Genomic DNA, 24355 nt, shown 5'->3' with positions numbered 1-24355 from the left:
ACCTCAAATCTTCTTATAAGCCAGAATAGCGGAACCTCAGTCCTTCAAAAAAAGGAGGTAGTTTTTCTCTCATTATAAATAAAAACAAGGCAATTCTTCGGCGTTGACTGCTGGGGATTTCCTTGTTTTTTTATGATGTCATAAGCCTGATTTTGGCATCCTCAAGTGAAATAGCCGCCTTTTCCAATTCGATTAAAGTTCTTATCAAGCTGATGATGGTTTGCATCTTACCATAAAGGTTGGTTGTCTCTTCTTGTCAGCGCAGCAGACTTCTCGGAAAGTCGTCTTCTCATGTGTTATAATGGAAAGAATGTTACTTGAGCGGAAGGAAGCGGGTGAACAAAGCTTTGACTAGAAATGACGGTCAGCTATTGAAGCTGTTAGAAGGCAATATCAGGGAGCATATGCAGCAGGTTATTGTCGAGCGCGGCTGGGAATATTTTCGTAAAGGCTATGTTCGAAAAGTGGAGGTGCATGATCAGCATTTGCTGACAGGCGTCGTTGCAGGGTCGGAGCTGTATGCGGTAAGCATTGATGTGATGGATTTTGCATATAGCAGATGTACGTGTCCGTATGGCGGGTTCTGCAAGCATATGTCCGCCGTATTTTTTGCTTTTTGCGATCAAAATCAGGCGCTTCATGGCACTCCGGAGTCTGCGTATCGGCGCCTGACCGGGCTTCAGCCGGAGCCTGCGCCGCGGGCGGCTGTCGTTGTGGAGCAGCGGGGGAGAGCAGCCTCTACCCCGGGCATGGATGCGTCTCCTGCAGATTGGCAGGAGTGGATGGAGCAGGAGTATGGCGATTCATGGCGCGTATGCCGCCACTCGCTGCACTCCTTGCAGCCCGTGCTGTCTGCACTCAAAGGCACGTCCAAAGACTGGGATAAAAAAAAGCAGCGCCTGCACTGGATGAATGTCATTTTATTCGTGCTGGATCAGGCGGAGCTGGCGATTAAAGCGGTAGATTCATTCAGCCGCTATTATCACGAAATGTCGTTCGTCCGTATGGCTGAGCCATGGCTGGAGCATTATTATACGCTCGTACTGGAGCTGTCTCCTGCCGAAATGCTGGAGGATGAGCGTGAATGGGCTGATGCGGTTGTTGGATATGCCTATAACCGAGCTCTGCGCAAGGAGCAGCAGCTGTTCGACTGGCCTTATATTTATTTGGCGCTGTGCGGGAAGATGTCGGAAAACCGGGACTGGCAGCAGCGTGAGCTGGCTTCGATGCTCGCATCGGCAGGTGAGCAGACGGAGAACGCTGATGAGCAAGTAAACGACACATTTATTCATACGGCGATTGCGATGATGTATTTTTTCGATGGGCAGGATGAGGAAGCTTTGGCCCATTTCGGGAAAACGGATTTTAGAGGTTCGCAAAAAATGGTATATACATGCGCAGCTCAGCGGCTGGAAGCAGGCGACTGGGAGCCGTTTGAGGCGTGGATGACCTATCTTTACAAGCAAATTTATGCGATTCGGAGCGGAAGGACAGTGGGACCGTTTCTAACTTTATGCCGCCGCGCGGATACGGATCAACCGGATAATTTGAAATGGACGTCCTACATGACGTCGCTGCTGCCGCATTCTTATTCGGAGCTTACGGAGCATTGGTTTGCGCAGAAAAAATACGAGGAATGGGCTGAGCTGCAAATGCTGATTGGCGCCCAGCCCGATGATTTGCCGATTCAGGATGTGCGCGAGGTGTCAAAGGTGAACCCGCGCGTCATGATGCCGCTCTATCATCAGGCCATCGACAATTGGATCAGCTCGCGCAATCGCCAAGGCTATCGAATGGCGGTGAAGCAGCTCAAAAAGCTGGAGCGTATATATAAAGCCGAGAAGGAAATGGACAGATGGCAGGTTTATATTACGGGCGTCAGCCGTAAATACCAGCGGCTGCGCGCGTTCCAAGAGGAGCTGTGGAAAGGAAAAATTGTGACATGAGAGCATCTATTGGCACTGGAATTTTAACGATGGACGCCTGCTGGATGAAAGCGGAGAGCGGCGAATACCGGATAGCTCTGTTTGCTAGCGACCAGCAGGAGTCGGCGATACGTCTGCGTTCCGTGCTATTCGCTTGGCACAAAGCATCCTGGTACGGCACGGAGGTGGAGGATGCCCAGCATGGCGATCGCAAGGCTTTGCTGCTGTCGCCGCTGCTGGCGGTCGATTATTTGTCGCAGCCCAAGCATGCACGGCTGCTGCAGGTAGAGTGGACGGAGCGAGCCCAGCGGCTGAGAGAGCTGGCTTCCCTGATTCGGGAGGCACTGCTGCAAGGCTGGTTTATGCCGGATTGGAGCGGCTGGTCGGAGGAGCAGCGGGCGTGGAAGCTGAATGTGCCGGAAACGAAGACAGGCGGCGAGGCAAATACGCTGTGGGAACGGCTTATTCAGGAAGCCGGGCATGCGGGAGATGTTGATGTGCAGCGCTGGCTAAGCTTGGCGATAGAAGAGGTTTTGCAGCAACCGGATAGCTTGGCTGCGGAAGCGTGGCAGAAGGTCGGCACAGCTGCTGGCGGCGAAATCGTCGTTTTGCGCAAAGCGGCCGAGGAGGAAGATTGGCTGATTGCGCTTGGGCTGCGTAAAGATTCGCTGCCGTTTAAGGTGGCTTTGCAGCTCGTGGAGCCGGGCGAGCAGCCGGAATGGACGCTGCGGCCGGCTTTGCAAAGCCGCAGCGGCGGTGCTTGGCTGCCGCTAGTACGCGGCGCTGCCGGAGCATGGGAGCTGACTGCGGACAGCGAGCCTGAATCTCCGCTTTCGTGGAAGGCGGGGACGGAAGGTTTAGGGCCTGCTGAGGCTGAGGCGAGTCTGCCCGAAGAGTGGCTGCCCCTGCTGCCCGCAAAGCTTGCGAAAGAGGAAGCGAAGTGGGTTAGCGCATTGCCGGGTTGGCAGGATCCGGCAGCAGCCGGACAAATCAAGCTGCGGCTGTCAGACAATGAAGCATGGAGCTTCATGGAATCGGCAAGCTTGACGCTGCTTGACGCGGGCTGTCCCGTGCTGCTGCCAAGCTGGTGGGAAGCCGTTAGATCACGCAAGCTGCGGCTAAAGGCGAAGGTCAAATCATCGGTTGGCTCGGATGCGCAGCCGATGTTCGGACTCGACCAAATCGTGCAATTCGATTGGAAAATGGCGCTCGGCAATGTCGATCTGTCGGAAGCCGAGTTTATGCGCCTCGCAGAGGAAAACCGGCGCTTGATGAAAATTGGCGGCGAATGGGTGCATTTAGATCCGCAGGATGTGGCGCAAATCCGCAGCTGGGTTTCGAAAATGGGCAAGAAAAGCGGTCTGTCCTTCCGCGATGTCATGGAAATGCACTTGATGGGCGGAGCTGTACTGGAGGAAGAGGAGGAGCAGGTCCATGACCTGCGGGCCGAAGTAGAGCTCAATGAACATCTGTCCAGATGGCTGGAACAGCTTCAGCATACGTCGGAAATTCCGCTTATCGACAAGCCGGAAGGTTTCCTTGGCGAGCTTCGTCCTTACCAGCTGCAAGGGGTTTCTTGGCTGTTGTTTTTGCGGAGATTCGGCTTTGGCGGCTGCCTTGCAGACGATATGGGTCTCGGAAAGACGATTCAGTTCATGGCTTATCTCGTTTATGTGAAGGAGCAGCGCGAGCAGCAGCTTAAGCTCGGAGCTTCCTTGGCATTAGCTCACGCGCCTTCGCTGCTTGTATGCCCAACTTCGGTAATCGGCAACTGGGAGAAGGAGCTGGAGAAATTTGCTCCGCAGCTTAAGGTTCATCTTCACTATGGCCCGAAGCGGGAGAAGGGCGAAGCGTTCGAGGAGGCTGTACGTGACATGGATCTGGTCATTACCTCGTATTCGCTGGCCCAATTGGATGAAGAGGATTTAGGCGCCGTATCTTGGGATGCATTATGTCTGGATGAGGCGCAAAATATAAAAAACATTTACACGAAGCAGTCGGCAGCCATTCGCAAGCTGCCTGCAAGGCACCGGGTAGCGCTGACGGGCACACCGATGGAAAATCGGTTGACCGAACTGTGGTCCATCTATGATTTTATTAATCCAGGTTATTTGGGCGGGGTTAATGAGTTCCGCAAGGAAGTTGTCGCTCCAATCGAACGGACGCGGGATGAGAAGATGATCGCAGGCTTGCAGCGCTGGGTGAAGCCGTTCATGCTTCGCCGCATTAAGAAGGACCCGGCTATCCAGCTGTCGTTGCCGGAGAAGTTCGAAGGCAAGACATATATTTCGCTCACGGCAGAGCAAGGCGCGATGTATGAAAATATTGTTTCAGATCTGCTGGAGAAGCTTGATACGCTAGGAGCGATGCAGCGGCGCGGTCTTATTCTGGCTTCCTTGACCCGGCTTAAGCAGCTTTGCAATCATCCCGGCCTGATGGAAGGGGATAACGGCGGAGCGAAGCAGTGGGAGGAAGATCGTTCGAACAAGGTCGCCCGCCTGATGGATATGGTGGAGGAGGTCGCTGCCGAAGGGGAGCGCTGCCTGATTTTTACCCAGTTCGTTGAGATGGGCCATCAGCTCAAGAAGCTGCTGGAAGAGCGGCTGGGCACGAGCGTTCCTTATTTGCATGGCGGAGTGCCCAAAATAAAGCGAGATGAGATGATTCAAGGCTTTCAAAATCCCGAGCAGCCTTGCAGCGCTTTCGTCCTTTCGCTTAAGGCTGGCGGTACGGGACTCAATCTTACAGCGGCCAATCATGTATTTCACTTTGACCGCTGGTGGAATCCGGCGGTGGAAAATCAAGCAACTGACCGCGCCTTCCGGATTGGGCAGACGCGCGAGGTGCAGGTTCATAAATTTATTACGCTAGGCACGCTTGAGGAGAAAATCGATGAAATGATTGAACGCAAGCAGTCGCTGAATGACCAAGTGGTCGGCCAGTCTGAGCAGTGGATAACCGAGCTGTCTACAGATGAGCTGAAGGAACTGTTTGAGCTGCGGAAAAACTGGCTGAAAGGATGAGTGCCAGATGGCGGAAGAGAAGCTGAGAGACCAGCTAACGAAAGTAATGGCCGAGCGCCGCAAGCGCAGCGGCGAAGGAACAGCCGAGGCCGAAGTAGGTCAGTTGCAGGCCCAAACGCTGGGAGTGGCTTCTAGTGAAGCATGGAGCACAGCTTCAAATGCAGCAGGAGACGTGCCTAACGATGCACGAAACGAAGTATCAAGGGCTGAGGAGCTTGGGGCGATTAACCCTATACAGCCTTCGGATGATCAGCTGAAGATGCTTCCTGAGACTAGTTCAGCAGAACAATCGAATGAAGAATGGAAGGCTTTCTATGAAGCAGTCAGCACTTATGTAGCGAAAATGCGCGACTGAGCTTAGGGCTGCTTAGCGAAAAAAATGGAAGAAAGGACGGGGTTTATTCCGTCCTTTCTTCCATTTCGTGTATGGAGCAGCCTAGATGAATACGCTAGGGCAACAATATCCAGCAGCTGCGGACCCGACTTGGCTTGGGTTAGTTTAATATCGCTAAGCTTAGATAAGAGCTAGCTTAGCGTCAGTCAGACAGCTCATCAAGCGTCATGCCGAGGCTTGGCGCCATATGCGCGAGAAACCATTCGACCTCGGGCATGCTTAGCGCAGCCAGCGCTTGTTCGGTTTGTCCCCGAGCCACGAGAAATTCGCGATTGCCTGCTGATAATTCATAGAGGCATTTCAAGTAAGCGTCGAGCAAATCAGCGGCTTTCACCATCGCTTGAAGCGTTTGCTCCTCGGGAGAAAGGCTGCCGTGGTGCTTGCCGAGCAGCGGGCCGTAGGTTTTCTGCATAGGCTCAGGAACCATCGCGAGCAGCCGCTCAGCGGCGAGGGCTTCAAGCTCGCGAAAGCTGGCGAGCATTTTAGGATTATGATGCTTGACGGGGGTAGGGATATCGCCAGTGAACACCTCCGTCGCATCGTGAAACAAAGCGAGCGTCACCGCGCGATCGGCATTAAATTGTTTGGCAAAAAACGAATTGCCGATTTCGCATAGCATATGCACGAGCAGGGCAACGCGGAAGGAGTGCTCGGCGACGTTTTCCTTTGTCGTATTGCGCATGAGGCTCCAGCGCTCAATATAGTTCAGGCGGTACATATAAGCAAAAAAATGACTGTCCATGAGATGCTGACTCCTTTGTGCGATAAAATAGATATGAAAGCAAAAGACGATTGCTGTTCTATGCTATTATAAAGGCTGAACGCAAGGGCAGCTAGGCTGCGCCTGCATCTTGATTTTATTTTTATTGAAAATATGGCTTATATAGACTTCTAGAACCTAGCAAAAGAGGGATGGCTTACGAAAGCGTTTGGACTAGCTTTTAACCGTTATTTTGAGCAATGGATGTTCGTTATTATTCCCGTATCGCTAATTGTTGGATTTATATTTGCCGATAGGCTCAGCAGCATGGTGGCGGCCGTGCCTTATTTGTTCGCTTATGTGACACTGACGATGGCGCTTGGCTGCGGGGTGAAGGAGCTTGGTGCGGTCATGAAGAAGCCGGGCGTGCTTGCCTGGACGTTTCTGCTCGCCCATGTGCTCTGTCCGATTATTGCCTATGGCCTTGGGACGCTGCTGTTCGGTGCATCATCGCCTTATGTGGTGGGGCTCGTGCTGTTTACTATTATTCCGCTTGGCGTGTCTACGGTTCTATGGGTCGGCATGTCAGGCGGCAGCGTACCGCTTATGCTCGCGATGGTCGTTATCGATTCGGCATTATGCCCATTTGTCGTGCCGGCAGGGCTCCATTTATTTTTCCAAACGGCAGTAGAGGTAGAGAGTGCGCCGCTGATGCTGGACCTGCTGCTCATCATTGTGCTGCCAACGATGCTTGGCGTGCTGCTCCATCAATTGAGCCGCGGGCGGCTGCTGGAGCAGGTTAAGCCTGTCGCAGCACCCCTTTCAAAGCTGTGCTTTGTGGCGGTAGTCGCGCTGAATGCAGCGGCAATTGCCCCGTATACCGAGCAGCTTAAGGGCGACCTGTTCAAGCTGCTGCCGCTCGTTGTGCTGCTCGTCTCGCTATGCTACGCTGTCGGCTTTATCGGAACGATGCGTGCAGTAAGCAAAGAGGTGCAAATTACGGTATCGTTTGCGACAGGCATGCGCAACATTTCCTTAGGCATGGTGCTGGCGCTCGGCTATTTCAGCCCGCTGGCTGCTGTGCCGGTTGTTCTGTCTATTATGGTGCAGCAGCCGCTGGCGACGCTCCATCATTTTATTTTGCAAAAGATGCAAAAAAGGAAAGAACACTTAGAGAAATCAATGATTATACGTTAGGGAGGTTTATCATAAGTATGTGACAAGCGAAAATGATACAAGAACGAGGCTGTCGGTTTGGTAAAACAGTTGATAACTCACTTCATGTAATGCTCATAGGAAGAAGGAGTTTCCAAGCCTAAGGTGATTTTGAGACCTTGGCTTTTTTTAAAATTCATGGCCTAATAAAAAAGCGCTTGCATAAAAATGAATTCATGTGTTATAACCAATTTAGAACAAAATCTAATCGTTTAACATAAAGGAGTGACGGTTTGTCGACTATTAGCATTAAAGACATCGCTGCCAAAGCCCAAGTTTCAACCGCCACAGTCTCTTATGTCATAAATGGCACGCGAAATGTCAGCCGAAAGACGCGCGAAAGGGTCGAGCAGGTCATTGAGGAGATGAACTACAAGCCTAACAATGCGGCTCAGAGCTTGAAGCGCAAGCGGACGAATACGATTGGAGTCATTGCAGAGGATGTGACGGTGTTTAATGTGCCGGAGATTATCGACGGCATCAACGACTGCGCAGATCGCCTCGACATGCATATATTGCTGACCAACCTGCGGCTGGATAAGCGGATAGGCCGCCAGTTCGACCAGGTGGACGCTTACCGCAAATATGCGGAAGATGCCGTGTCCGAGCTGCTTGGCAAGCAAGTGGACGGCATGATTTATATCGGCGCGCATCCCCGTGATTTGACGGGATTGTTCGATACGGAAGGCAAGCCCATCGTCTATACGTATTGCTATACGCAAAACGATGTGTCCATTCAGTACGACGACGAGCAAGCTTCTTTTGAAGCCATCAGCTATTTGACCAGTAAGGGCCACTCCCGAATTGCAATCATCAGCGGGGCGGTGGATTCCATGCCCTCGCGGCTGAGATTGGGCGGTTTCTATAAAGCGATTACGGCATTCGAGCTGCCATTCAATCCACAGTGGATTAAAATGGGCGACTGGGAGGCAGAATCCGGCTACCGGCTGGCGAAAGAGCTGCTGGAGACACCCGAGCCGCCTACGGCTATTGTGGCCATGAATGATGTTATGGCTGTCGGCGTCATGCGGGCCGCGAAGGAGCTGGGCATCCAAATTCCTGAGCAGCTGTCGATTATCGGCTTTGACAACCGCGAATTTAGCGAATACGTTAGCCCAAGTATTACAACGATGGATCTTCCGCTTCATGAAATGGGATATAAGGCCATGGAGGCGCTGTCGCATATCCTGCAAGGAGAGAAAGTCGAAACGGGCGAGAAGCCTGTCTGCAAGCTGATTGAACGGGATTCAGTAGCTGAGCTTGCCACATGAATAGGTACCCTGATTATTAAAAATGAGTATGACAATAACGGATGGTTGCCCACTACCTGCTGCAATACGGAAGTATATGGTGAAAAACGGTACCATCCGTTACTTTTCAATATAAATCTAAACGTTTAACTTTTGACTGTAAGCGCTTACCAATGTGCAGCTATAATCCGCAAGGATTAAGCATAAAAAACGTTCACGGGGGATGATGGAATGCAAAAAGGGAGATTGGGTATAACCGCAAGCATTTTAGCAGTCACAATGCTGATGGCGGCTTGCAGCAGCGGAAATGGGAATGGAGGGGCCGCACCAGCGAACAGCGGAACGACTGAGCCGTCAGCAGCAGCTTCCGCAGAGACGGTGGCGCCTGCAGCAGACCCGGTCAAGCTGACGCTGTGGACGTTCGTCCAGCAGCATGCAGACTTCTACACGTTTATGGCGGATGAGTGGAACAAAAACAATCCAGAACAGCAAATCGCGCTGGACGCTCAAACGATTCCTTATGATGACATGCATACACGTCTGCTGCTTGCTCTGCAATCGAATGAAGGGGCACCGGATTTGGTTGATATCGAGCAAAGCAAATTCCCGAATTTTATGAAGGGAGAGGTTCAGCTTGCGGAGCTCAATGATATCGTTGATCCAGAAATTCCGAATATCGTTAAATCCCGCGTCGATATTTACAGCAAGGACGGCAAGTATTATGGCGTAGATATGCACGTTGGAGCAACGGTCATGTATTACAACAAGGAGCTGATGGATAAGGCAGGCGTCAACCCGGATGATATTAAGCTGTGGTCCGATGTTGAGAAATACGGGAAAACGGTAGTGGAAAAAACAGGAGTGCCGTTCATCACGTTTGAAGGCGCGGGCAACTGGTCATGGTGGCCGGCCATCAATCAGCTGAAATCCGATCAGGTGGGCCCGAACGGCGAAATTACCGTTGATGATCCGCGCAATATCGAAGCGATGACTTTCTTTAAAAAGCTGGTAGATGAAAAAATCGCAGCTGTCTCACCAGGTGTTGGTCATGATACGCCAGAGTACAAAGCCTTTATGAATGGCGGCGGAGCAGCATCGGTATTTATGCCATTTTGGTTTATGAACCGTTTCACGGATGAAATGCCTGATTTGAAAGGCAAAATGATCATTCGTCCAATGCCGGCATGGGAAGAAGGCGGCAATCGTTCAGCAGGCATGGGTGGAACCGGCTTGTCGATTACTGTTCAGACGAAAAATCTGGAGCTGTCCAAAAAATTCCTTGCTTATGCGAAGCTGTCCAAAGACGGCAACATTCAAGTATGGAAGCAGCTTGGCATGGACCCAATCCGTACCGAAGTATGGAGCGATCCAGCAATGGCGGAGCCGAATAAATTTACCGACTACTTCGGCACAGATATTTTCAAAACATTGACTGAAATCAAGGATGAAATTTATCCGGTTAACATTCGCGAGACGTCGCCAGTTGTGTTCGACGCGGTACGTAATGAAATTGTTCCTAAAATATTCCAATTCAATGAAGATCCAGCAACCGTAATTGCAGAAGTCGCAGCTAAGCTTCGCAAGGATACAGGGAAATAATCAATTAATCAATTAACCACAGAGCTAAAGAGCAATTCGAGAGGGACACAGGTTTTTAGCAAGACGCCTGCGCTCGCATGGCTGCCAGTGCTCTAGCCGAGAGGCTGCAACTTAAGCCCGGCTTGCTCAGGCAGCCAGCGCAAGCGCTGCGACTATACAGAAAACGTTAACTATAAGAGACTGCGACGAAATAAAGTACCGCTAATTTCCTCGCAGCTCCTAAGTATGCGCAAGTCGGAGGTGAAATCAGCATGAATGCCAACACGGGCAGGCTCGCCCTTAAGAAGCAAAAAACAGCGCCCAGGCGCATGAATTCGCAGAAGCTTGCTCCCTATTTGTTTATTTTGCCGTTTATCGTCTCGTTTCTGCTGTTTTTCTCATATCCGCTCATTCATGCGGTCATTATGAGCTTTCAGCAGGTGCTGCCAGGCGATGTGAAATTTATTGGCTTAGCCAACTACCGCAAATTGTGGAACAGCGACTTTTATCAGGCTTTATGGAACAATTCGCGTTATGTGTTTTGGACGCTGCTTGTGCTCATTCCGCTGCCGCTCACGCTTGCGGCACTGCTGAACTCCAGCATTATGCGGGCGAAAAACTTTTTCAGAGCCAGCTTGTTTATACCGGCTTTGACCTCCATTGTGGTCGCGGGCATTATTTTCAGGCTTATTTTTAGCGAGCTGGATGGGGCCATTATGAATTCCTTCATTTCGCTGTTTGGCCTTTCCAGTCAAAAATGGCTGCTTAGCCCCTCGCTTAGCATGTTCGCGCTAGTCGTGCTCGCCACCTGGCGTTGGGCAGGCATTAATATGCTGTACTTTCTGTCGGCGCTGCAGGGCATTCCGCGTGAGCTGTATGAATCGGCGGACATGGACGGTGCGGGCACGCTGAGCAAGTTTTTCAAAATTACCATTCCGCTCCTAAAGCCGATCACCATTTATGTTTTCACGATTACCATTTATGGCGGTTATGCGATGTTTACCGAAAGCTTTATGCTGTGGGGGAGCCGGGGGTCACCGCAAAATATTGGCCTGACGATGGTCGGCTACATTTATCAACAAGGCTTTCAGTACTTTGATCTAGGCTTTGGTTCAACGATTGGGATTACGCTGCTGGGTATCACCTTGGTCGTTAGCGTCATCCAGCTGAATTTGCTCGGATTTTTCAAAAAGGAGGATTAGGGAGATGGCTGAAAAAACGGGGAATAAAGGGTTCTCCCTCCTGCTGGTGCTGTTGTTCGGGGCGTTTGCAGTGCTCGCGCTGTTCCCGCTGTTTGCACTGCTGCTAGCTTCGTTTAAACCAGCGTCAGAGCTGTTTCGTTACGGACTGAATGTGAGGCTGGACTTTGATGTGATGACGCTGGCCAACTACAAAATGATTTTTTCGGGAAAAGGGGGCTCGCAAAATTATTTCGACTGGTATCGCAACAGCCTTGTCATTACGCTCTTGTTTACCTTCCTGTGCCTGCTGCTTTCCTCGATGGTTGGTTACGGGCTAGCGATGTACCGCTTCAAAGGAAGGGCGCTCGTATTTACACTCGTGCTTGCCGTCATGATGATTCCGGTGGAAATTATTATTCTTCCGCTGTATAAGCTGTCGATTGACCTGCTGATCATCAACTCGATTTGGGGCGTTATATTGCCATTTGTCGTAGCGCCGCTGCCGATTTTCTTTTTTCGCCAATTTGCGATTGGGCTGCCGAAGGACTTTATGGATGCGGGCCGCATAGATGGCTGTACGGAATTCGGCATTTTCTTCCGGATTATGGTTCCGCTGATGCTGCCTGCTTTTGGCGCGATGACGATTTTGCAAGCCTTGTTCAGCTGGAACAACTTTTTGTGGCCGGTCATCGTACTGCGCTCAACTGAGAAATTCACCTTGCCGATTGGCTTATCTGGCTTGCTGTCGCCTACGAGCAACAATTATGAGGTGCTGCTTGCAGGCTCGATTATGACGATTATTCCGATTTTGGTGCTGTTCCTATTTTTTCAACGCTTTTTCATAGCAGGACTTACAGTAGGCGGCGTTAAAGGCTGACCATAGATAGAAGAGGAGAGGAAGAGAATGAATAACCAAATGAATGAGCAGCTGCAGGAAGGAATCAAGCTAGCGGATCGCTCAAAACCGCTAACCTTGGACAAGGTGAGAATTAGCGACCCGTTCTGGTCCGACTATATTCGGCTTGTGCGCGAGGTGGTTGTGCCTTATCAATGGGAGGCGCTGAACGACCGGGTGCCGGAAGCTGAGCCAAGCCATGCGATTCAAAATTTCAAAATCGCCGCTGGCGAAGCGGAAGGCGCTTTCCACGGCATGGTATTCCAAGACAGCGATGTAGCGAAATGGCTGGAAGCCGTCAGCTATTTGCTGGAAACAGAGCCCGATCCCGCGCTGCAGCAAGTAGCAGACAGCGTCGTGGAGTTGATTGCGAAAGCCCAGCAGCCTGACGGCTATGTAAATACGTATTTTACGGTGAAGGAGCCTGAAAACCGGTGGACGAATTTGGCGGAATGCCATGAGCTTTATTGCGCGGGCCACTTGATAGAAGCGGCAGTCGCCTATAACAAGGCAACGGGCAATGAGACGATTTTGCAGGTAGCCTGCCGTTTTGCAGATTATATTGATCGTGTATTTGGACGGGAACCCGGCAAGCTGAACGGCTATGACGGTCATCAGGAAATTGAACTGGCACTTGTGAAGCTTTACCATGCGACGGGAAAAGACCATTATTTGGCGCTAAGCCGTTATTTTATAGAGCAAAGGGGCGCTAAGCCGTCCTTCTATGAGCAAGAGTGGGAGAAGCGCGGGCGGAAGGTTCATTTTCCACAACTGGACATCGCCCATGATCTGCCCTACAGCCAGGCTCATCTTCCGGTACAGGAGCAGGAGCAAGCGGTTGGCCATGCGGTGCGTGTCGTCTATATGTGCACGGCGATGGCCGATTTGGCCGCTGAAACGGGAGATGAAGCCTTGCTGCAAGCGTGCAAAAAGCTATGGGACAACATAGTGGCAAAGCGCATGTACATTACAGGCGGCATTGGCTCAATGGCGGAGGGAGAAGCTTTTACTTCCGATTATGATCTGCCGAACGATACGGCTTACGCCGAAACATGTGCCTCGATCGGCCTGATTTTCTTCGCCCACCGCATGCTGCAAATCGAGCCGGACAGCCGCTACGCGGATGTGATGGAGCGGGCGCTTTACAATACGGTCGTCAGCGGGATGGCGCGGGATGGCAAAACCTTTTTCTACGTCAATCCGCTGGAGGTGAATCCTTCACAGCTGGCCGGGAATAAAAATACGCATCATGTATGCGGGCAAAGGCAGGGCTGGTTCGGCTGCGCCTGCTGTCCGCCGAATATCGCGCGTTTGCTGGCTTCGCTTGGGCAATATGTGTACACCGTACAGAAATCAGCCATTTATGTGCACTTGTATGTAGGGGGAGCGGCAACGCTTGAAGTAGCGGATACGGAAGTGCAGCTTGAACAGAAGTCGGCCTATACTTGGGACGGTGAAGTCAGCTTTACGATCAGCACTGCGCGTCCGATTGCGTTTGCGCTCAAGCTGCGTGTTCCGGATTGGTGCGGTGCAGCATCGTGGGTCGTTAATGGTGGCGAGCCGCAGCAAATTAACAGCAGTGACATCGACAATGGCTACGCGAAAATCGATCGTGTATGGCAAAGCGGCGATACGGTAGAGCTCGTATTTACGATGCCGATTCACCGGATGAAAAGCCATCCGCTAGTGCGCGAGAATGCCGGCAAAGTGGCTTTGCAGCGCGGCCCCTTCGTTTATTGCTTGGAGGAAACGGACAATGGCGAGCAGCTTTACCAATTGGCGCTGCCTGCGGGAAGCGAGCTTAGTACCGCTTTTGAGCCTGCTTTGCTAGGAGGCATGCAGACGATTTCGGGGCTTGGACAGCGGCAGGTTTCGGACGGCTGGCAAGGACAGCTGTACCGTCATAATGCCGATTGGCAGCAGGAAGCTGCCGAGCTGAAGTTTATTCCGTATTTTGCTTGGGCAAATCGCGGTGCAGGGGAAATGGCCGTTTGGGTGAGAGAAACGATATAGAAGTAAATGGAAGTATAGTTGATAGAAGTATAGTTGATAGAGACCTAGTTGATCCATCCTATAGCGTTCACAGCATGAAATGGTTTGCCGGATGAGGGAGTAATGGTTACTCCCTCATCTTCCCTATTGCCAGCAGCAGGCTAACGGAGTCGCAGCTCTGAGTAATAGGGTCTTTTTTGATGGAAAAAAGCGCTGAGAGGAGGTGGTGTGGGGATTACAAAGCGGCAAGGCGGCACAGCGGCATACCGGCGTACCATACCGGAAGTGCAAGACGCTGCCCCAAGGTGAAACGGCTGTCGCCGTCCTGTGGCGGCGCGGTTCAGTCCGAGAAATATAGAGAAAGTATGGCGAAATCATATACTTTCCTATATTTCAAGAAAATGATGGCTTTTTACATCCTGGGGAGGACAGATGCATTATAAAAATAGGTTCAGGGAGGCTAAACCGCATGACCATGCAATGGCTACCTCGTTCAAGGCAAATGCTTAAGCTGGCAACATCTGTTTTTGTAACCGCTTTAATGGTAATATTGATTCCTCACATCACTTCCGCTTACACGCTTTCCGACAGCAATTTCAACATTTCCACCGGCACTAACGGAGAAATCAATTCGCTTCGCCTGACGGGAGACACCTTCAACACGCAATATGTGATGAACCCGACAGTAACGCCGAATCAGAACACGGCCGATCACCAGTGGCTGGGCGAGCTCATGTTCAAGTACCGCTTCGGTACTGGAGCTTGGCAGACGGCACTGACACAAAGCTCCACCGATGGCAGAACGCAGAGCCAGACGGGCAACAACGTAACGATTACTTATCAGAACTCGACGAATGCAAATGGCGTCAAAAACTTTAAGCTGGTTAATACGTATTCGCTCGTAAACGATTATTTTTTATGGAAAATCGAACTGACGAATACGAGTACGCAAACGATTGAATTTGGCGACGTTGGTTTGCCATTGCCGTTCAATGAATTTTGGACGGGCGGCAGCAACGAGCAAATTTATGAAACGCGCGTGCTTACCCACTCCTTTGTCGGCAACAACAGCTCCTATATTACAGCAGCACGGCCAAGCGGCATCGGCCCTTATTTGCTGATGGTTCCTGATGCAAGCACAGGAGCAGGCTTTGAATACCAGGACCGCTGGAGAGTCGAGGAGCATCCGGGAAGCAAGTGGGCGATGGATCAAGGCGGCTGGATTGAAGGCCTTAACGTTTTCTACATCCACTCCAATGTGATCAAAAGCACGAATCGCGGCTATTTGCCGAATACGAGCCTGACGCTCGCACCGGGCGCAAGTAAAACGTATGCCTTTAAATTTTTCAAAGTAGCGAACGAAAATGATGTGAAGGATCGTCTTTACAACGAAGGCCATATCGATGTAACGGTCGTTCCGGGCATGATCGTGCCAACGAACCAAACGGCTAAATTCGATCTGCATACGACGAAAACGATCAATTCCATTACAGCGCAATACCCGTCCGATACGACGATTACGTCACTCGGTACAACGGGCACGAATCATAAGCTGTATTCGATTACGATGAACAAGCTGGGACAGAATCTAATAACGGTCAACTATGGAAGCGGGGAAAAGACGGTTCTGCAGTTTTATGCGATTGAACCCGTTGATGCAGCGCTCCAGCGGCATTCCACCTTCATGGTGAACAGCACGCAGTGGAACGTTCCGGGCGATATTCGCGACAAGGTGTTTGACGACTGGATGATGGATACAAACTCCAAACGCAATATTTTCAACGGCTATTGGGGCTGGGGCGATGATTGGGGTTACACCCATGCACAGTTCTTAGCGGAGAAAAATGTTCAAACCCCTGTTGCCTCCGAGGTTACGGCGCTTGACGATTATTTGACGGTCGCTATTTGGGGCAGGCTGATGGCGCAGCATCAGACGGATTATTTGATCCACGACTTCCTGATGCCGGAGCCAAATGACACGCCAACCTACCGTGGCTACGCTTATCCGCATATTTACAACACGTATTTCAGCATGTACAAAATCGCTAAGCTGTATCCGAATTTGATTACGTATGACAACCCGAAAAATACCTATCTGCTGCGGGCTTATAACATTTTCAACGCCCTGTACGGATCAGGTGTCGCTTACAACTGGAACACGGGCCTAATGGGCGAAATGACGACGCCGGACATTATTAAGGCGCTTCAGGACGAGGGCTACACGGCGGAAGCGAATAATTTGATCGCCAAAATGGCGACCAAATACAATAATTTCGCGAACACGACGTATCCTTACGGATCGGAGTACAACTATGACAATACGGGTGAAGAAGCGGTTTACACGCTTGCCAAGATGAACAACAACAATACGATGAAAAGCAAAATCAATATGAAAACGCGGGCAGCACGCGGTCATATGCCGGTCTGGTATTATTATGCCGATCCGGTGACAATTACCGGCGAGAACTGGTGGAATTTCCAGTACACGGTATCGCTCGCAGGCTATGCGATGGACGATTGGGTTCGCAACAACTCGACCAACGCTGAAGTTGAGCAGCGCTTGTCCTATGCAGCTAAAATCGCAAACGTCGGTGCGATCAACTCTGGTCAGATCAGCGCAGACGCAGCAGATCTTGGTGCTGTAGCCTGGACGTATCAAGCGGAAAAAGGCAACTATGCAGCACTAGGAGTAGGCGGCGGCGCTTTGCAGAACGGCTGGCGCGGCATGGCGGGAGAAGCAGATCTGGGCTTGTTCGGCGCCATTAAAATTTTGAGCTCCGACGTAGCTGTTGATCCTATTTTCGGCGTCTACTGTTATGGCTGCGATGCAACCGACAATAGCACCAGCTATACGGTTGTGCCGAAGGACGGCGTATTCCAGCGCCTCAATCTTATTACTGAGAAATTTGGCATGGAGCTGGAGCGCGACAAAATTGCAACAGCAACGATTACGAAGGCCAAAAACAATGTAAAATTCAATTTGAAAAGCTCGACTTCTGGAACGGCGCATACAACGAAAGTAACGTTCAAAGGCTTGGCAGCTGGCTATTATAATATTTTGGTTAACAATGCTGTAGCTGGCGGAGTAAACGTTTCAAGCAGCGGAGCAGCTGTAATTACCCTCAACATTGGCACGGCTGCAACGTATGACATTGAGCTTGCGCAAGGAACAGCGCCAACGAATACAGCACCGGTTGTAAGTGCGGGCACAGCAGGCACGTTCACGCTGCCATCGCCAGTTGCTCTGGCTGGAACAGCAACGGATGATGGTTTGCCTTCTGGCACTTTGACGAGCGTCTGGACGCTTGTTAGCGGTCCAGGAACGGCTGTATTCGCAAACGCAGCAGCTGTAAATACGACGGCGACGGTGTCGACGGCGGGAACTTATGTATTCAGGCTTACGGCAAGTGACGGCAGCTTGACCGCGAATGCAACGGTTACGCATACGGTTAACCCTGCGGCTCCTTTGCCAGAGGTCATTGTGAACTACTTGTTTAATCAGACAAGCGGAACGACAGCGACAGATTCCTCAGGCAATGGGAAAAATGCAACGTTATCCGGCACGACGGCATGGGTAGCGGGGCATTCCGGCAATGCGCTCGACCTTAACGGCACGAGCGGCTATGCGTCCTTGCCGACGGGCATCGTCAGCGCTGTAAATGATTTTACGATTTCGACATGGGTCAAATTAGATACCATTAGCGACTGGTCGCGCATTTTCGATTTTGGCACAGGAACGAATGCCAATATGTTCTTGACGCCGCGTGCTGGCGGCAGCGGGCTGCGCTTTGCCATTACGTCAAGCGGCAATGGCGCGGAACAGCAGCTTAATGCAACAGCATTGCCAACGGGCGTCTGGAAGCATGTTGCAGTGACGCTTTCGGGCACGACGGGCAGAATGTACGTCGATGGGGTGCAGGTTGCAATTAATACATCGATGACCTTAAAGCCATCAAGCCTTGGCAATACGAATTTGAATTACCTCGGCAAATCTCAATATGGCGATCCGTATTTGGATGGAGCTTTGGATGATTTCAAAATTTACAGCCGTGCGTTAAGCGCTACGGAAATCGGTTCCATATTCAGCGGTTCCTCGCTGGCTGCGGATATTTCAGAGCAAGGCACACTGACGACTTCGCAGGATGAAGCGCAAGGTGTGGACGCAGGAACGGAGTCCAGCGGTGAACAGACAGAGAGCCAGCCTGGTACTGATACTGGTACTGGTACTGGTACTGGTACTGGTACTGGTACTGGTACTGGTGCGGTGACACCAGCAGCGGCAGTTGGGCTGCATCTGCTTCGGCTTGTCGCACTAAGTGCGGAGGCTCCTTCAGCAACCGAGGCACCGAGTGTTCCTGCTCTTGGTTCAGAGGCTGTTGAAGCGCCTGTTCAATGGGCGCAATACGAGTTTGCCCAAGACTACACGATTAGCAGCATTCGTGTTCATTGGTACGATGGTGCAGGTACGATTAAGCTGCCGGAGCAATATTCCGTTCAATATTGGGACGGCGAGCAATGGCTTGACGTAGCGGAAGCATCGGGTCTTGGCTTGAAGGCGAATGAAGACAATGAAACGAGCTTTACGCCGGTGAAGACGAATAAAATTCGCGTTCTTATTCCTGGCGATGAGTCGGTGCTAACTGGTCTCCAATCTTGGAAGGTATTTGGTTATTAAAAGTATGAAATGGCGTTTAGAAGCGAATTTACAATAATAATATATTTGCTTTAGAATAGCCATTGCCCACGTTGAAAAGCGGGGCATAATCCCTATAGGGCTTGCAGTAGGAGAGCTTATCTGTCAAGATAAGCTCCTCGCCGCAGCCCTATAGGGATTTTTTTATGAAAAATGCGGGTGCCATTTTTCTATATCTGTATGATAAGATGTTCAGGATGGACGAGGTTTTTTTAGAAAACGGGTGGATGGAGCGAGTGGAGTGAAGGGTTGGTCTGGAGAAACGGAGTGTTCGCTTTTGGTGTGGATTATCTTCCGATGAAGTTTTTATAATTCAGGAAAATCAACACCAACGGCGATCGGAAGACCAACCCTTCGCGGAGCGAAGCACCAGTCCCCCGGTATTATAATAAACGAGTGGCAAAGAACACGAGGAGTGGTTGGCGTGAACAGCTTTCGAAATCGGCTGACGATTATTATGATTTTAATGATTGCTTTATCCGTTACGGCGGCCGGACTTATTATGGCAAATACGTTTAAGCAAAATCATATTAGTGCGTTGGAAGACAATATGGTACGGGAAATGCACATCATTTTGGCGAAAATGGAATGGAAGCAGGGCACGCTGAGCGAGGTGGAGCCTTATTTTACCGAGGAAGCAAAAAGTCTTAAAGGCTTCACCGGCGCCCGAGTCACATTTATTTCCGGTGATGGCGTCGTGCTGGGCGACTCGGATCATGAAGTGTCCACGATGGACAATCACAACAGCCGCTCGGAGGTTGCCGAAGCGCGCGAGGACGGCGTTGGCCGAACGATCAGGAAAAGCGATACGCTGCATCAGAATCTGCTTTATGTGGCGATATTGACGGATAGCAGCAATCCGAACTCCAATGTTATCCGATTGGCCATGAGCCTAAGTGAAGTCGAGCAAAGCATCCGCAACGTATGGACGGTTATTGGCGGCGGGCTGCTGCTGCTGTTTTTGGCTGCTGCCTTTGTCAGCTACCGCATTGCGCTCAGCCTGACGCGGCCGCTTGAGCAAATTACAAGCGTCGCGAAGCGGATTAAAAATATGGATTATCAGGCGCGCGTGGTAGTAGCCAAGCAGGATGAGATTGGCGAGCTTGGCAATGCGATTAACGCCATGGCGGACAGCCTGCAGGTGCAAATGACGCAAATCCGCCAAAATGAAAGCCAGCTGGAAAGCGTGCTGGACAATATGATCAACGGCGTCGTCATGATCGACCGTACCGGACGTTTCGTCCTGATGAACAGACATGCAGAGGAATTGCTCGGCTTCTCGGCACGCGAGCTCGTAGGGCGCCATTACGCCGAAGGCAAGCAGCAATTTGAGCTAGCCCAAATGATTCAGGAGGGGCTGGAGACGCACGAGCATATCCGCGAGGAGGTTACGTTCTATTTTCCCGAGGAGCGGCTGCTGGAGCTGAATCTGGTGCCGATTGAGCAAGAGGGGGAAGAATATGAGGGCATGCTGCTCGTGCTGCAGGATGTGACCGCCATTCGCCGCCTGGAGCGGATGCGCAGCGAGTTCGTAGCGAATGTATCGCATGAGCTGAAAACGCCAATTACGGCGATTAAAGGCTTCGCAGAGACGCTGATCGCAGGAGCTGTCGATGATGCGGAAACGTCACGTTCGTTTCTGCAAATTATTTTTGACGAGAGCGATCGGTTGAACCGGTTGATCGGAGATATACTGGAGCTGTCGAAAATCGAGTCGCGGCGGGTTCCGCTTTATTTTTCACCGGTCAATATGGATGCATTTATGGATAAAACGCTCAAGCTGCTGGAGGCGGAGGCATCGCGCAAGGTGATTGAGCTGAAAATGGATCTGGAAGCAGGCCTATATATGGAAGCGGATGAAGACCGGCTGCGGCAAATAGTGATGAATTTGCTTTCGAACGGCATCAACTATACGCCAGAGGGCGGGCGGGTGACCGTGAAAATGGAAGGCATAAACGAGGACCATATCCGCATACGTATCAGCGACACGGGAATCGGCATTCCGAAGAAGGATTTGCCGCGCATCTTTGAGCGCTTCTACCGGGTAGACAAGGCGCGTTCGCGCAGTTCAGGCGGCACGGGGCTTGGCTTGTCGATCGTTAAGCATTTGATCGAGCTGCACAAAGGAACGATTTCCGTAACGAGCGAAGTGGGCCGTGGAACGACATTTATTATTGAGCTGCCCGTGCTTCAGCAGTAGCGGTTTCACACTTAGCGCAAAAGGTTTACCACTTCTATATAATTTCATGTTAGAATAAGGTTGAATAAATGCAATAATGCTGGAGGTTACCATGTCGCATAAAGTGCTTGTCATTGAAGACGAACCGACACTCGCTAGGCTTCTGTCATACAATTTGACGCAGGAAGGCTACGAAATTACGGTCGCCGATCATGGTGGAGAAGGTTTGCAAACGGCGCTGCAGCGCAGCTTCGATCTTATTATTTTGGATATTATGCTGCCGGGAATGAACGGCTTCGACATTTTAAATCGCCTGCGTCAAAATGGCCTGCGGACGCCGGTCATTATTTTGACAGCCCGCAATGCCGAGGAAGAAGTCGTGCAAGGCTTGAAGCATGGTGCGGATGACTATATTACAAAGCCGTTCGGCGTTGCCGAGCTGCTGGCGCGCGTATCTGCGGTGCTGCGCCGGACTCAGCTTCAGGACGATAACATGATGCCTGAAACGACAGAGAAGATCATTACAGCGGGCGAGCTGTCGATCTATCCGGATAAGTATGAGGTTGTGCTGGATGGGGAATCGATCCCGCTGCGTCCGAAGGAATTTGAAGTGCTGCTGTATCTTGTCCAGCGGCCAGGCATGGTTATTACGCGCGATGATCTGATGAATGTTGTGTGGGGCTTCGATTACATTGGCGGTCAGCGTACCGTAGATGTGCACGTCAGCTCGCTTCGCAAAAAGCTGGAGCTTGGACAGCAGTCGGTGCAAATCGAATCGATTCGCGGCGTCGGCTATAAGCTCGTTATGCACAAAAAGCTTGTCACACCTAAAAGTTAAGGTGGACAAGCTTTTTTTATCGTTCGTTAGGGACGCGTGCGGCGGCTCGGTGAGGAAGGGCTGTGCTGCGCTGCGTGAAAGGTTTGGCTTACGATCGCCATTGCTGCCCAATTTCTCTAAACAATGCTCCGCATCGTAGAAATTGGGCAGCAAAAGCGAACGCTTCGCTTCTCCAGCTCAAACCTTTCACTCCCCTCCACACCAGCCCCACCTCTCCTCGCGCTCCCTAAAAATCAATAAAAAAAGCAAAGTCTGTAAAGCAGGAAGAGCGAAAGTGCAAAAGACAAAGAGCTTAACAACCGAAGACGAAAATGGTAACCCAAAATCAGAGAAGCTATTAGCTTTAGCTGCGGTCCCATTCCAGCATTTTTCGCTGGAACTGCTTGGGGGAGCAGTCGTTGTATTTTTTGAAGGTTTTATAAAAATGGGCCATATTCGGCATGCCAATCCGCTCGCCTACGTCGGCAATGCTTAAATCCTTCGTTAGCAAAATACGCTCCGCCCACTTGATTTTGCGGTAATTGACGTATTCGGTGAAGGAAAGGCCAATCGTTTTTTTGAAAAACTTAACGAAATAATAGTAGCTCATATTCACAATTCGGCACATGTCCTCGACCTGAATGCGCTCGCCCAAATTGTTTTCGACATAGTCAAGGACAGGCTTGAGCCGGATATGGTCAAAATCATCCTGCCTAGCCAGGATGCGCTGGCTGTCGCCACGCAGCATAAGCAGCAGTAGCTGCTTGATCTGGATGCTGACGGCGATTTCATAGCCGGTTTCCTTGTGGGTTGCTTCATGCAGCAGCTTAGTAATCGCTTCGCTTGCCTGCTGCCGGATGGCTTTATTTTCACGAAAAATATAATTGGCGCGGCTCAGCGGATTTTCCGTCTCGGAAAAATAGCGGATATAAGGTATGGTGCTGTTGTCGAAAAAATCCTCGAGATTAAATTGCAGCACAATATAGTCCAGCTTGCCAACATTACGGTCGCGATGCAGCTGGCTTGAGCCGAGCACGACGATGTCTCCGCTTTCAAGATCAAAGCTGTCGTCCTCAATATCGATCTTGAGACTGCCATTTATAATATAGATGAGCTCCAGCTGTTTGTGATAATGCCATTTGATCAATTCGCTGGTTGAGCGCTGTGTTCGAAAAATTCGGATAGAAAGCAACGGGTTCTCGTAAGGAACCTGCTCGTTAAAAGCTTCCAAGGCTGCTCCTCCTTCAGGGAACGAAATCGATTGTTGGTACCGGGAGGCAATATGATTTATTGTAGAGGGGATAGGGCTGAAAGGCAAGAGCAGGAAAGCAGGAACATCATGAATTCTGGAAAATGGAGGATTATAACATGAAACCAAAAGTATTTATTTCGAGCAAAATACCCCCAGAGGTGAAAAACTATCTCGATGAGCATTGTGAATGCCGGATGTGGGAGGGCGAGCAGGGGATTACAGGCGCGCAGCTGGCGGAAGAAATTAATGAAGTGGAAGGTCTGCTTGCTGCGGGCAACGCAATCAGCGAGCGTCTGCTGTCGGCGGCGCCGAAGCTGAGAGTCGTCAGCAACATTTCCGTCGGCTACAACCATAATGATCTGGATGCGATGAAAAAACGCGGCATTATCGGTACACATACTCCCTACGTGCTAGACGATACGGTGGCAGATTTAACGATGGCGCTCATGCTGGCTGCGGCACGCCGGGTGGCGGAGCTTGATAAGCTCGTTCGCGCAGGCGAGTGGAAGCGCGGCATCGGTACTTCCTTGTTCGGCATTGATGTTCATCACGCCAAGCTTGGCATTATTGGCATGGGCCGCATTGGGGAAACGATTGCCAGACGCGCAAAATACGGCTTCGATATGGAAGTCAGCTATTATAATCGTTCGCGCAAGCCAGACTTCGAACAGCAGCTTGGCGTTCAGTACAGCCCGCTTGATCAACTGCTCCAAGAGTCGGATTTTATCGTGCTGATGACGCCGCTAACGCCGGAGACAAAGCATATGATCGGCAAGGAGCAGTTTGCTATGATGAAGCGCAGTGCCATCTTTATTAACTGCTCGCGTGGGGAGACGGTTGATGAAGCGGCGCTCATTGAGGCGCTGAGAAACGGAACGATACGCGGCGCAGGGCTGGATGTTTTTGAAAAAGAGCCGGTTACGCAAGACAATCCGCTGCTCCAGCTCGACAATGCAGTGCTGCTGCCGCATATTGGCTCGGCTACCCAACAGACGAGATACAATATGGCAATGCTTGCAGCGCGCAATCTTGTGGATGGCCTTTATGGACGTGAGCCGCAATATGTGATTCCAGAACTGAAGTAGCGTTTTGTTCATTGACTCAATGAATCGCAACTTTACTATGCATTATTAAAAAAGGCCGGTATGCTCGTTCTTATGAGCAGCTACCGGCCTTTTTGCCATGCGATAAAACAACAAGTCGAACATCTACTAGGGCATACGGCAAGCCCCAGATTGATGAAGCCGAATACGAGATAGAG

General features: G+C 51.0%; 16 protein-coding genes. 14 read left to right on the top strand and 2 right to left on the bottom strand.

What is annotated here, in order from left to right:
* Positions 1-335: 335 nt before the first annotated feature.
* The 3 genes from ASF12_RS04825 to ASF12_RS04815 are packed head-to-tail and all read left to right on the top strand — an operon-like array spanning position 336 to position 5303.
* Positions 336-1946: an SWIM zinc finger family protein gene (locus ASF12_RS04825; protein ID WP_056030264.1), complete on the top strand. Its 1611-nt coding sequence runs from the start codon at positions 336-338 to the stop codon at positions 1944-1946.
* Positions 1943-4948, top strand: coding sequence for a DEAD/DEAH box helicase (locus ASF12_RS04820; RefSeq protein ID WP_056030261.1), 3006 nt, complete (start codon positions 1943-1945; stop codon positions 4946-4948). The genes ASF12_RS04825 and ASF12_RS04820 overlap by 4 nt, the downstream gene beginning before the upstream one ends.
* A 7-nt stretch (positions 4949-4955) precedes the next feature.
* Entirely contained in the window at positions 4956-5303 is a 348-nt protein-coding gene (locus ASF12_RS04815) for a hypothetical protein (RefSeq protein WP_056030258.1), read from the top strand.
* 181 nt (positions 5304-5484) lie between these two features.
* On the opposite strand, the gene yfbR is transcribed toward ASF12_RS04815, so the two are convergent.
* Positions 5485-6084, bottom strand: a complete 600-nt coding sequence (yfbR, locus tag ASF12_RS04810; protein WP_056030255.1) for a 5'-deoxynucleotidase — start codon at positions 6082-6084, stop codon at positions 5485-5487.
* 222 nt (positions 6085-6306) lie between these two features.
* Here yfbR and ASF12_RS04805 point away from each other — a divergent pair, with 222 nt between their 5' ends.
* The 10 genes from ASF12_RS04805 to ASF12_RS04765 all read left to right on the top strand — a co-directional run bounded on the left by ASF12_RS04805 (position 6307) and on the right by ASF12_RS04765 (position 21863).
* Entirely contained in the window at positions 6307-7239 is a 933-nt protein-coding gene (locus tag ASF12_RS04805) for a bile acid:sodium symporter family protein (RefSeq protein ID WP_056030252.1), read from the top strand.
* 251 nt (positions 7240-7490) lie between these two features.
* Positions 7491-8528 (top strand): LacI family DNA-binding transcriptional regulator, encoded by a 1038-nt coding sequence (locus tag ASF12_RS04800; protein WP_056030248.1) that lies wholly within the window; start codon positions 7491-7493, stop codon positions 8526-8528.
* Between the two features lie 210 nt (positions 8529-8738).
* Positions 8739-10106, top strand: coding sequence for an ABC transporter substrate-binding protein (locus tag ASF12_RS04795; protein ID WP_056030245.1), 1368 nt, complete (start codon positions 8739-8741; stop codon positions 10104-10106).
* A gap of 251 nt (positions 10107-10357) precedes the next feature.
* Positions 10358-11287: a carbohydrate ABC transporter permease gene (locus ASF12_RS04790; RefSeq protein ID WP_056030242.1), complete on the top strand. Its 930-nt coding sequence runs from the start codon at positions 10358-10360 to the stop codon at positions 11285-11287.
* A 4-nt stretch (positions 11288-11291) separates the two neighbouring features.
* On the top strand, positions 11292-12143 hold the full coding sequence (locus tag ASF12_RS04785; RefSeq protein WP_056030239.1) for a carbohydrate ABC transporter permease: 852 nt from the start codon (positions 11292-11294) through the stop codon (positions 12141-12143).
* Between the two features lie 27 nt (positions 12144-12170).
* A complete protein-coding gene (locus ASF12_RS04780) occupies positions 12171-14174 on the top strand; it encodes a glycoside hydrolase family 127 protein (protein WP_235533042.1) in 2004 nt (667 codons plus the stop codon).
* A gap of 205 nt (positions 14175-14379) precedes the next feature.
* Complete coding sequence (locus ASF12_RS36130) at positions 14380-14511, top strand: hypothetical protein (RefSeq protein ID WP_268795402.1); 132 nt, start codon at positions 14380-14382, stop codon at positions 14509-14511.
* A gap of 183 nt (positions 14512-14694) precedes the next feature.
* Positions 14695-18828: a DUF5695 domain-containing protein gene (locus ASF12_RS04775; protein WP_235533095.1), complete on the top strand. Its 4134-nt coding sequence runs from the start codon at positions 14695-14697 to the stop codon at positions 18826-18828.
* Positions 18829-19270: 442 nt separating this feature from the next.
* Entirely contained in the window at positions 19271-21046 is a 1776-nt protein-coding gene (gene pnpS, locus ASF12_RS04770; protein ID WP_155972778.1) for a two-component system histidine kinase PnpS, read from the top strand.
* 91 nt (positions 21047-21137) lie between these two features.
* Positions 21138-21863, top strand: coding sequence for a response regulator transcription factor (locus ASF12_RS04765; RefSeq protein WP_056030237.1), 726 nt, complete (start codon positions 21138-21140; stop codon positions 21861-21863).
* Positions 21864-22206: 343 nt separating this feature from the next.
* Here ASF12_RS04765 and ASF12_RS04760 read toward each other — a convergent pair whose 3' ends face one another.
* Positions 22207-23073 carry a helix-turn-helix domain-containing protein gene (locus ASF12_RS04760; RefSeq protein ID WP_056030234.1) on the bottom strand — a complete coding sequence of 289 codons (867 nt, stop codon included), beginning with the start codon at positions 23071-23073 and terminating at the stop codon, positions 22207-22209.
* A gap of 137 nt (positions 23074-23210) precedes the next feature.
* Here ASF12_RS04760 and ASF12_RS04755 point away from each other — a divergent pair, with 137 nt between their 5' ends.
* Positions 23211-24179: a 2-hydroxyacid dehydrogenase gene (locus ASF12_RS04755; RefSeq protein WP_056030231.1), complete on the top strand. Its 969-nt coding sequence runs from the start codon at positions 23211-23213 to the stop codon at positions 24177-24179.
* The last annotated feature ends 176 nt before the right edge of the window (positions 24180-24355 follow it).

This window comes from Paenibacillus sp. Leaf72 (assembly GCF_001422685.1).
Taxonomy (GTDB): Bacteria; Bacillota; Bacilli; order Paenibacillales; family Paenibacillaceae; genus Pristimantibacillus.
Note: the sequence above shows the minus strand (reverse complement) of the source record. Positions and strands in the feature narration are given on the sequence as shown.

What these genes read in the sequence shown, in the direction of transcription:
- ASF12_RS04775 (WP_235533095.1), top strand. Translation starts at nt 14,695, where the DNA reads ATGGTAATATTGATTCCTCACATCACTTCCGCTTACACGCTTTCCGAC.
- ASF12_RS04780 (WP_235533042.1), top strand. Translation starts at nt 12,171, where the DNA reads ATGAATAACCAAATGAATGAGCAGCTGCAGGAAGGAATCAAGCTAGCG.
- ASF12_RS04790 (WP_056030242.1), top strand. Translation starts at nt 10,358, where the DNA reads ATGAATGCCAACACGGGCAGGCTCGCCCTTAAGAAGCAAAAAACAGCG.
- ASF12_RS04815 (WP_056030258.1), top strand. Translation starts at nt 4,956, where the DNA reads ATGGCGGAAGAGAAGCTGAGAGACCAGCTAACGAAAGTAATGGCCGAG.
- ASF12_RS04765 (WP_056030237.1), top strand. Translation starts at nt 21,138, where the DNA reads ATGTCGCATAAAGTGCTTGTCATTGAAGACGAACCGACACTCGCTAGG.
- ASF12_RS04820 (WP_056030261.1), top strand. Translation starts at nt 1,943, where the DNA reads ATGAGAGCATCTATTGGCACTGGAATTTTAACGATGGACGCCTGCTGG.
- yfbR (WP_056030255.1), bottom strand. Translation starts at nt 6,084, where the DNA reads ATGGACAGTCATTTTTTTGCTTATATGTACCGCCTGAACTATATTGAG.
- ASF12_RS04805 (WP_056030252.1), top strand. Translation starts at nt 6,307, where the DNA reads ATGTTCGTTATTATTCCCGTATCGCTAATTGTTGGATTTATATTTGCC.
- ASF12_RS04795 (WP_056030245.1), top strand. Translation starts at nt 8,739, where the DNA reads ATGCAAAAAGGGAGATTGGGTATAACCGCAAGCATTTTAGCAGTCACA.
- ASF12_RS04755 (WP_056030231.1), top strand. Translation starts at nt 23,211, where the DNA reads ATGAAACCAAAAGTATTTATTTCGAGCAAAATACCCCCAGAGGTGAAA.
- ASF12_RS04785 (WP_056030239.1), top strand. Translation starts at nt 11,292, where the DNA reads ATGGCTGAAAAAACGGGGAATAAAGGGTTCTCCCTCCTGCTGGTGCTG.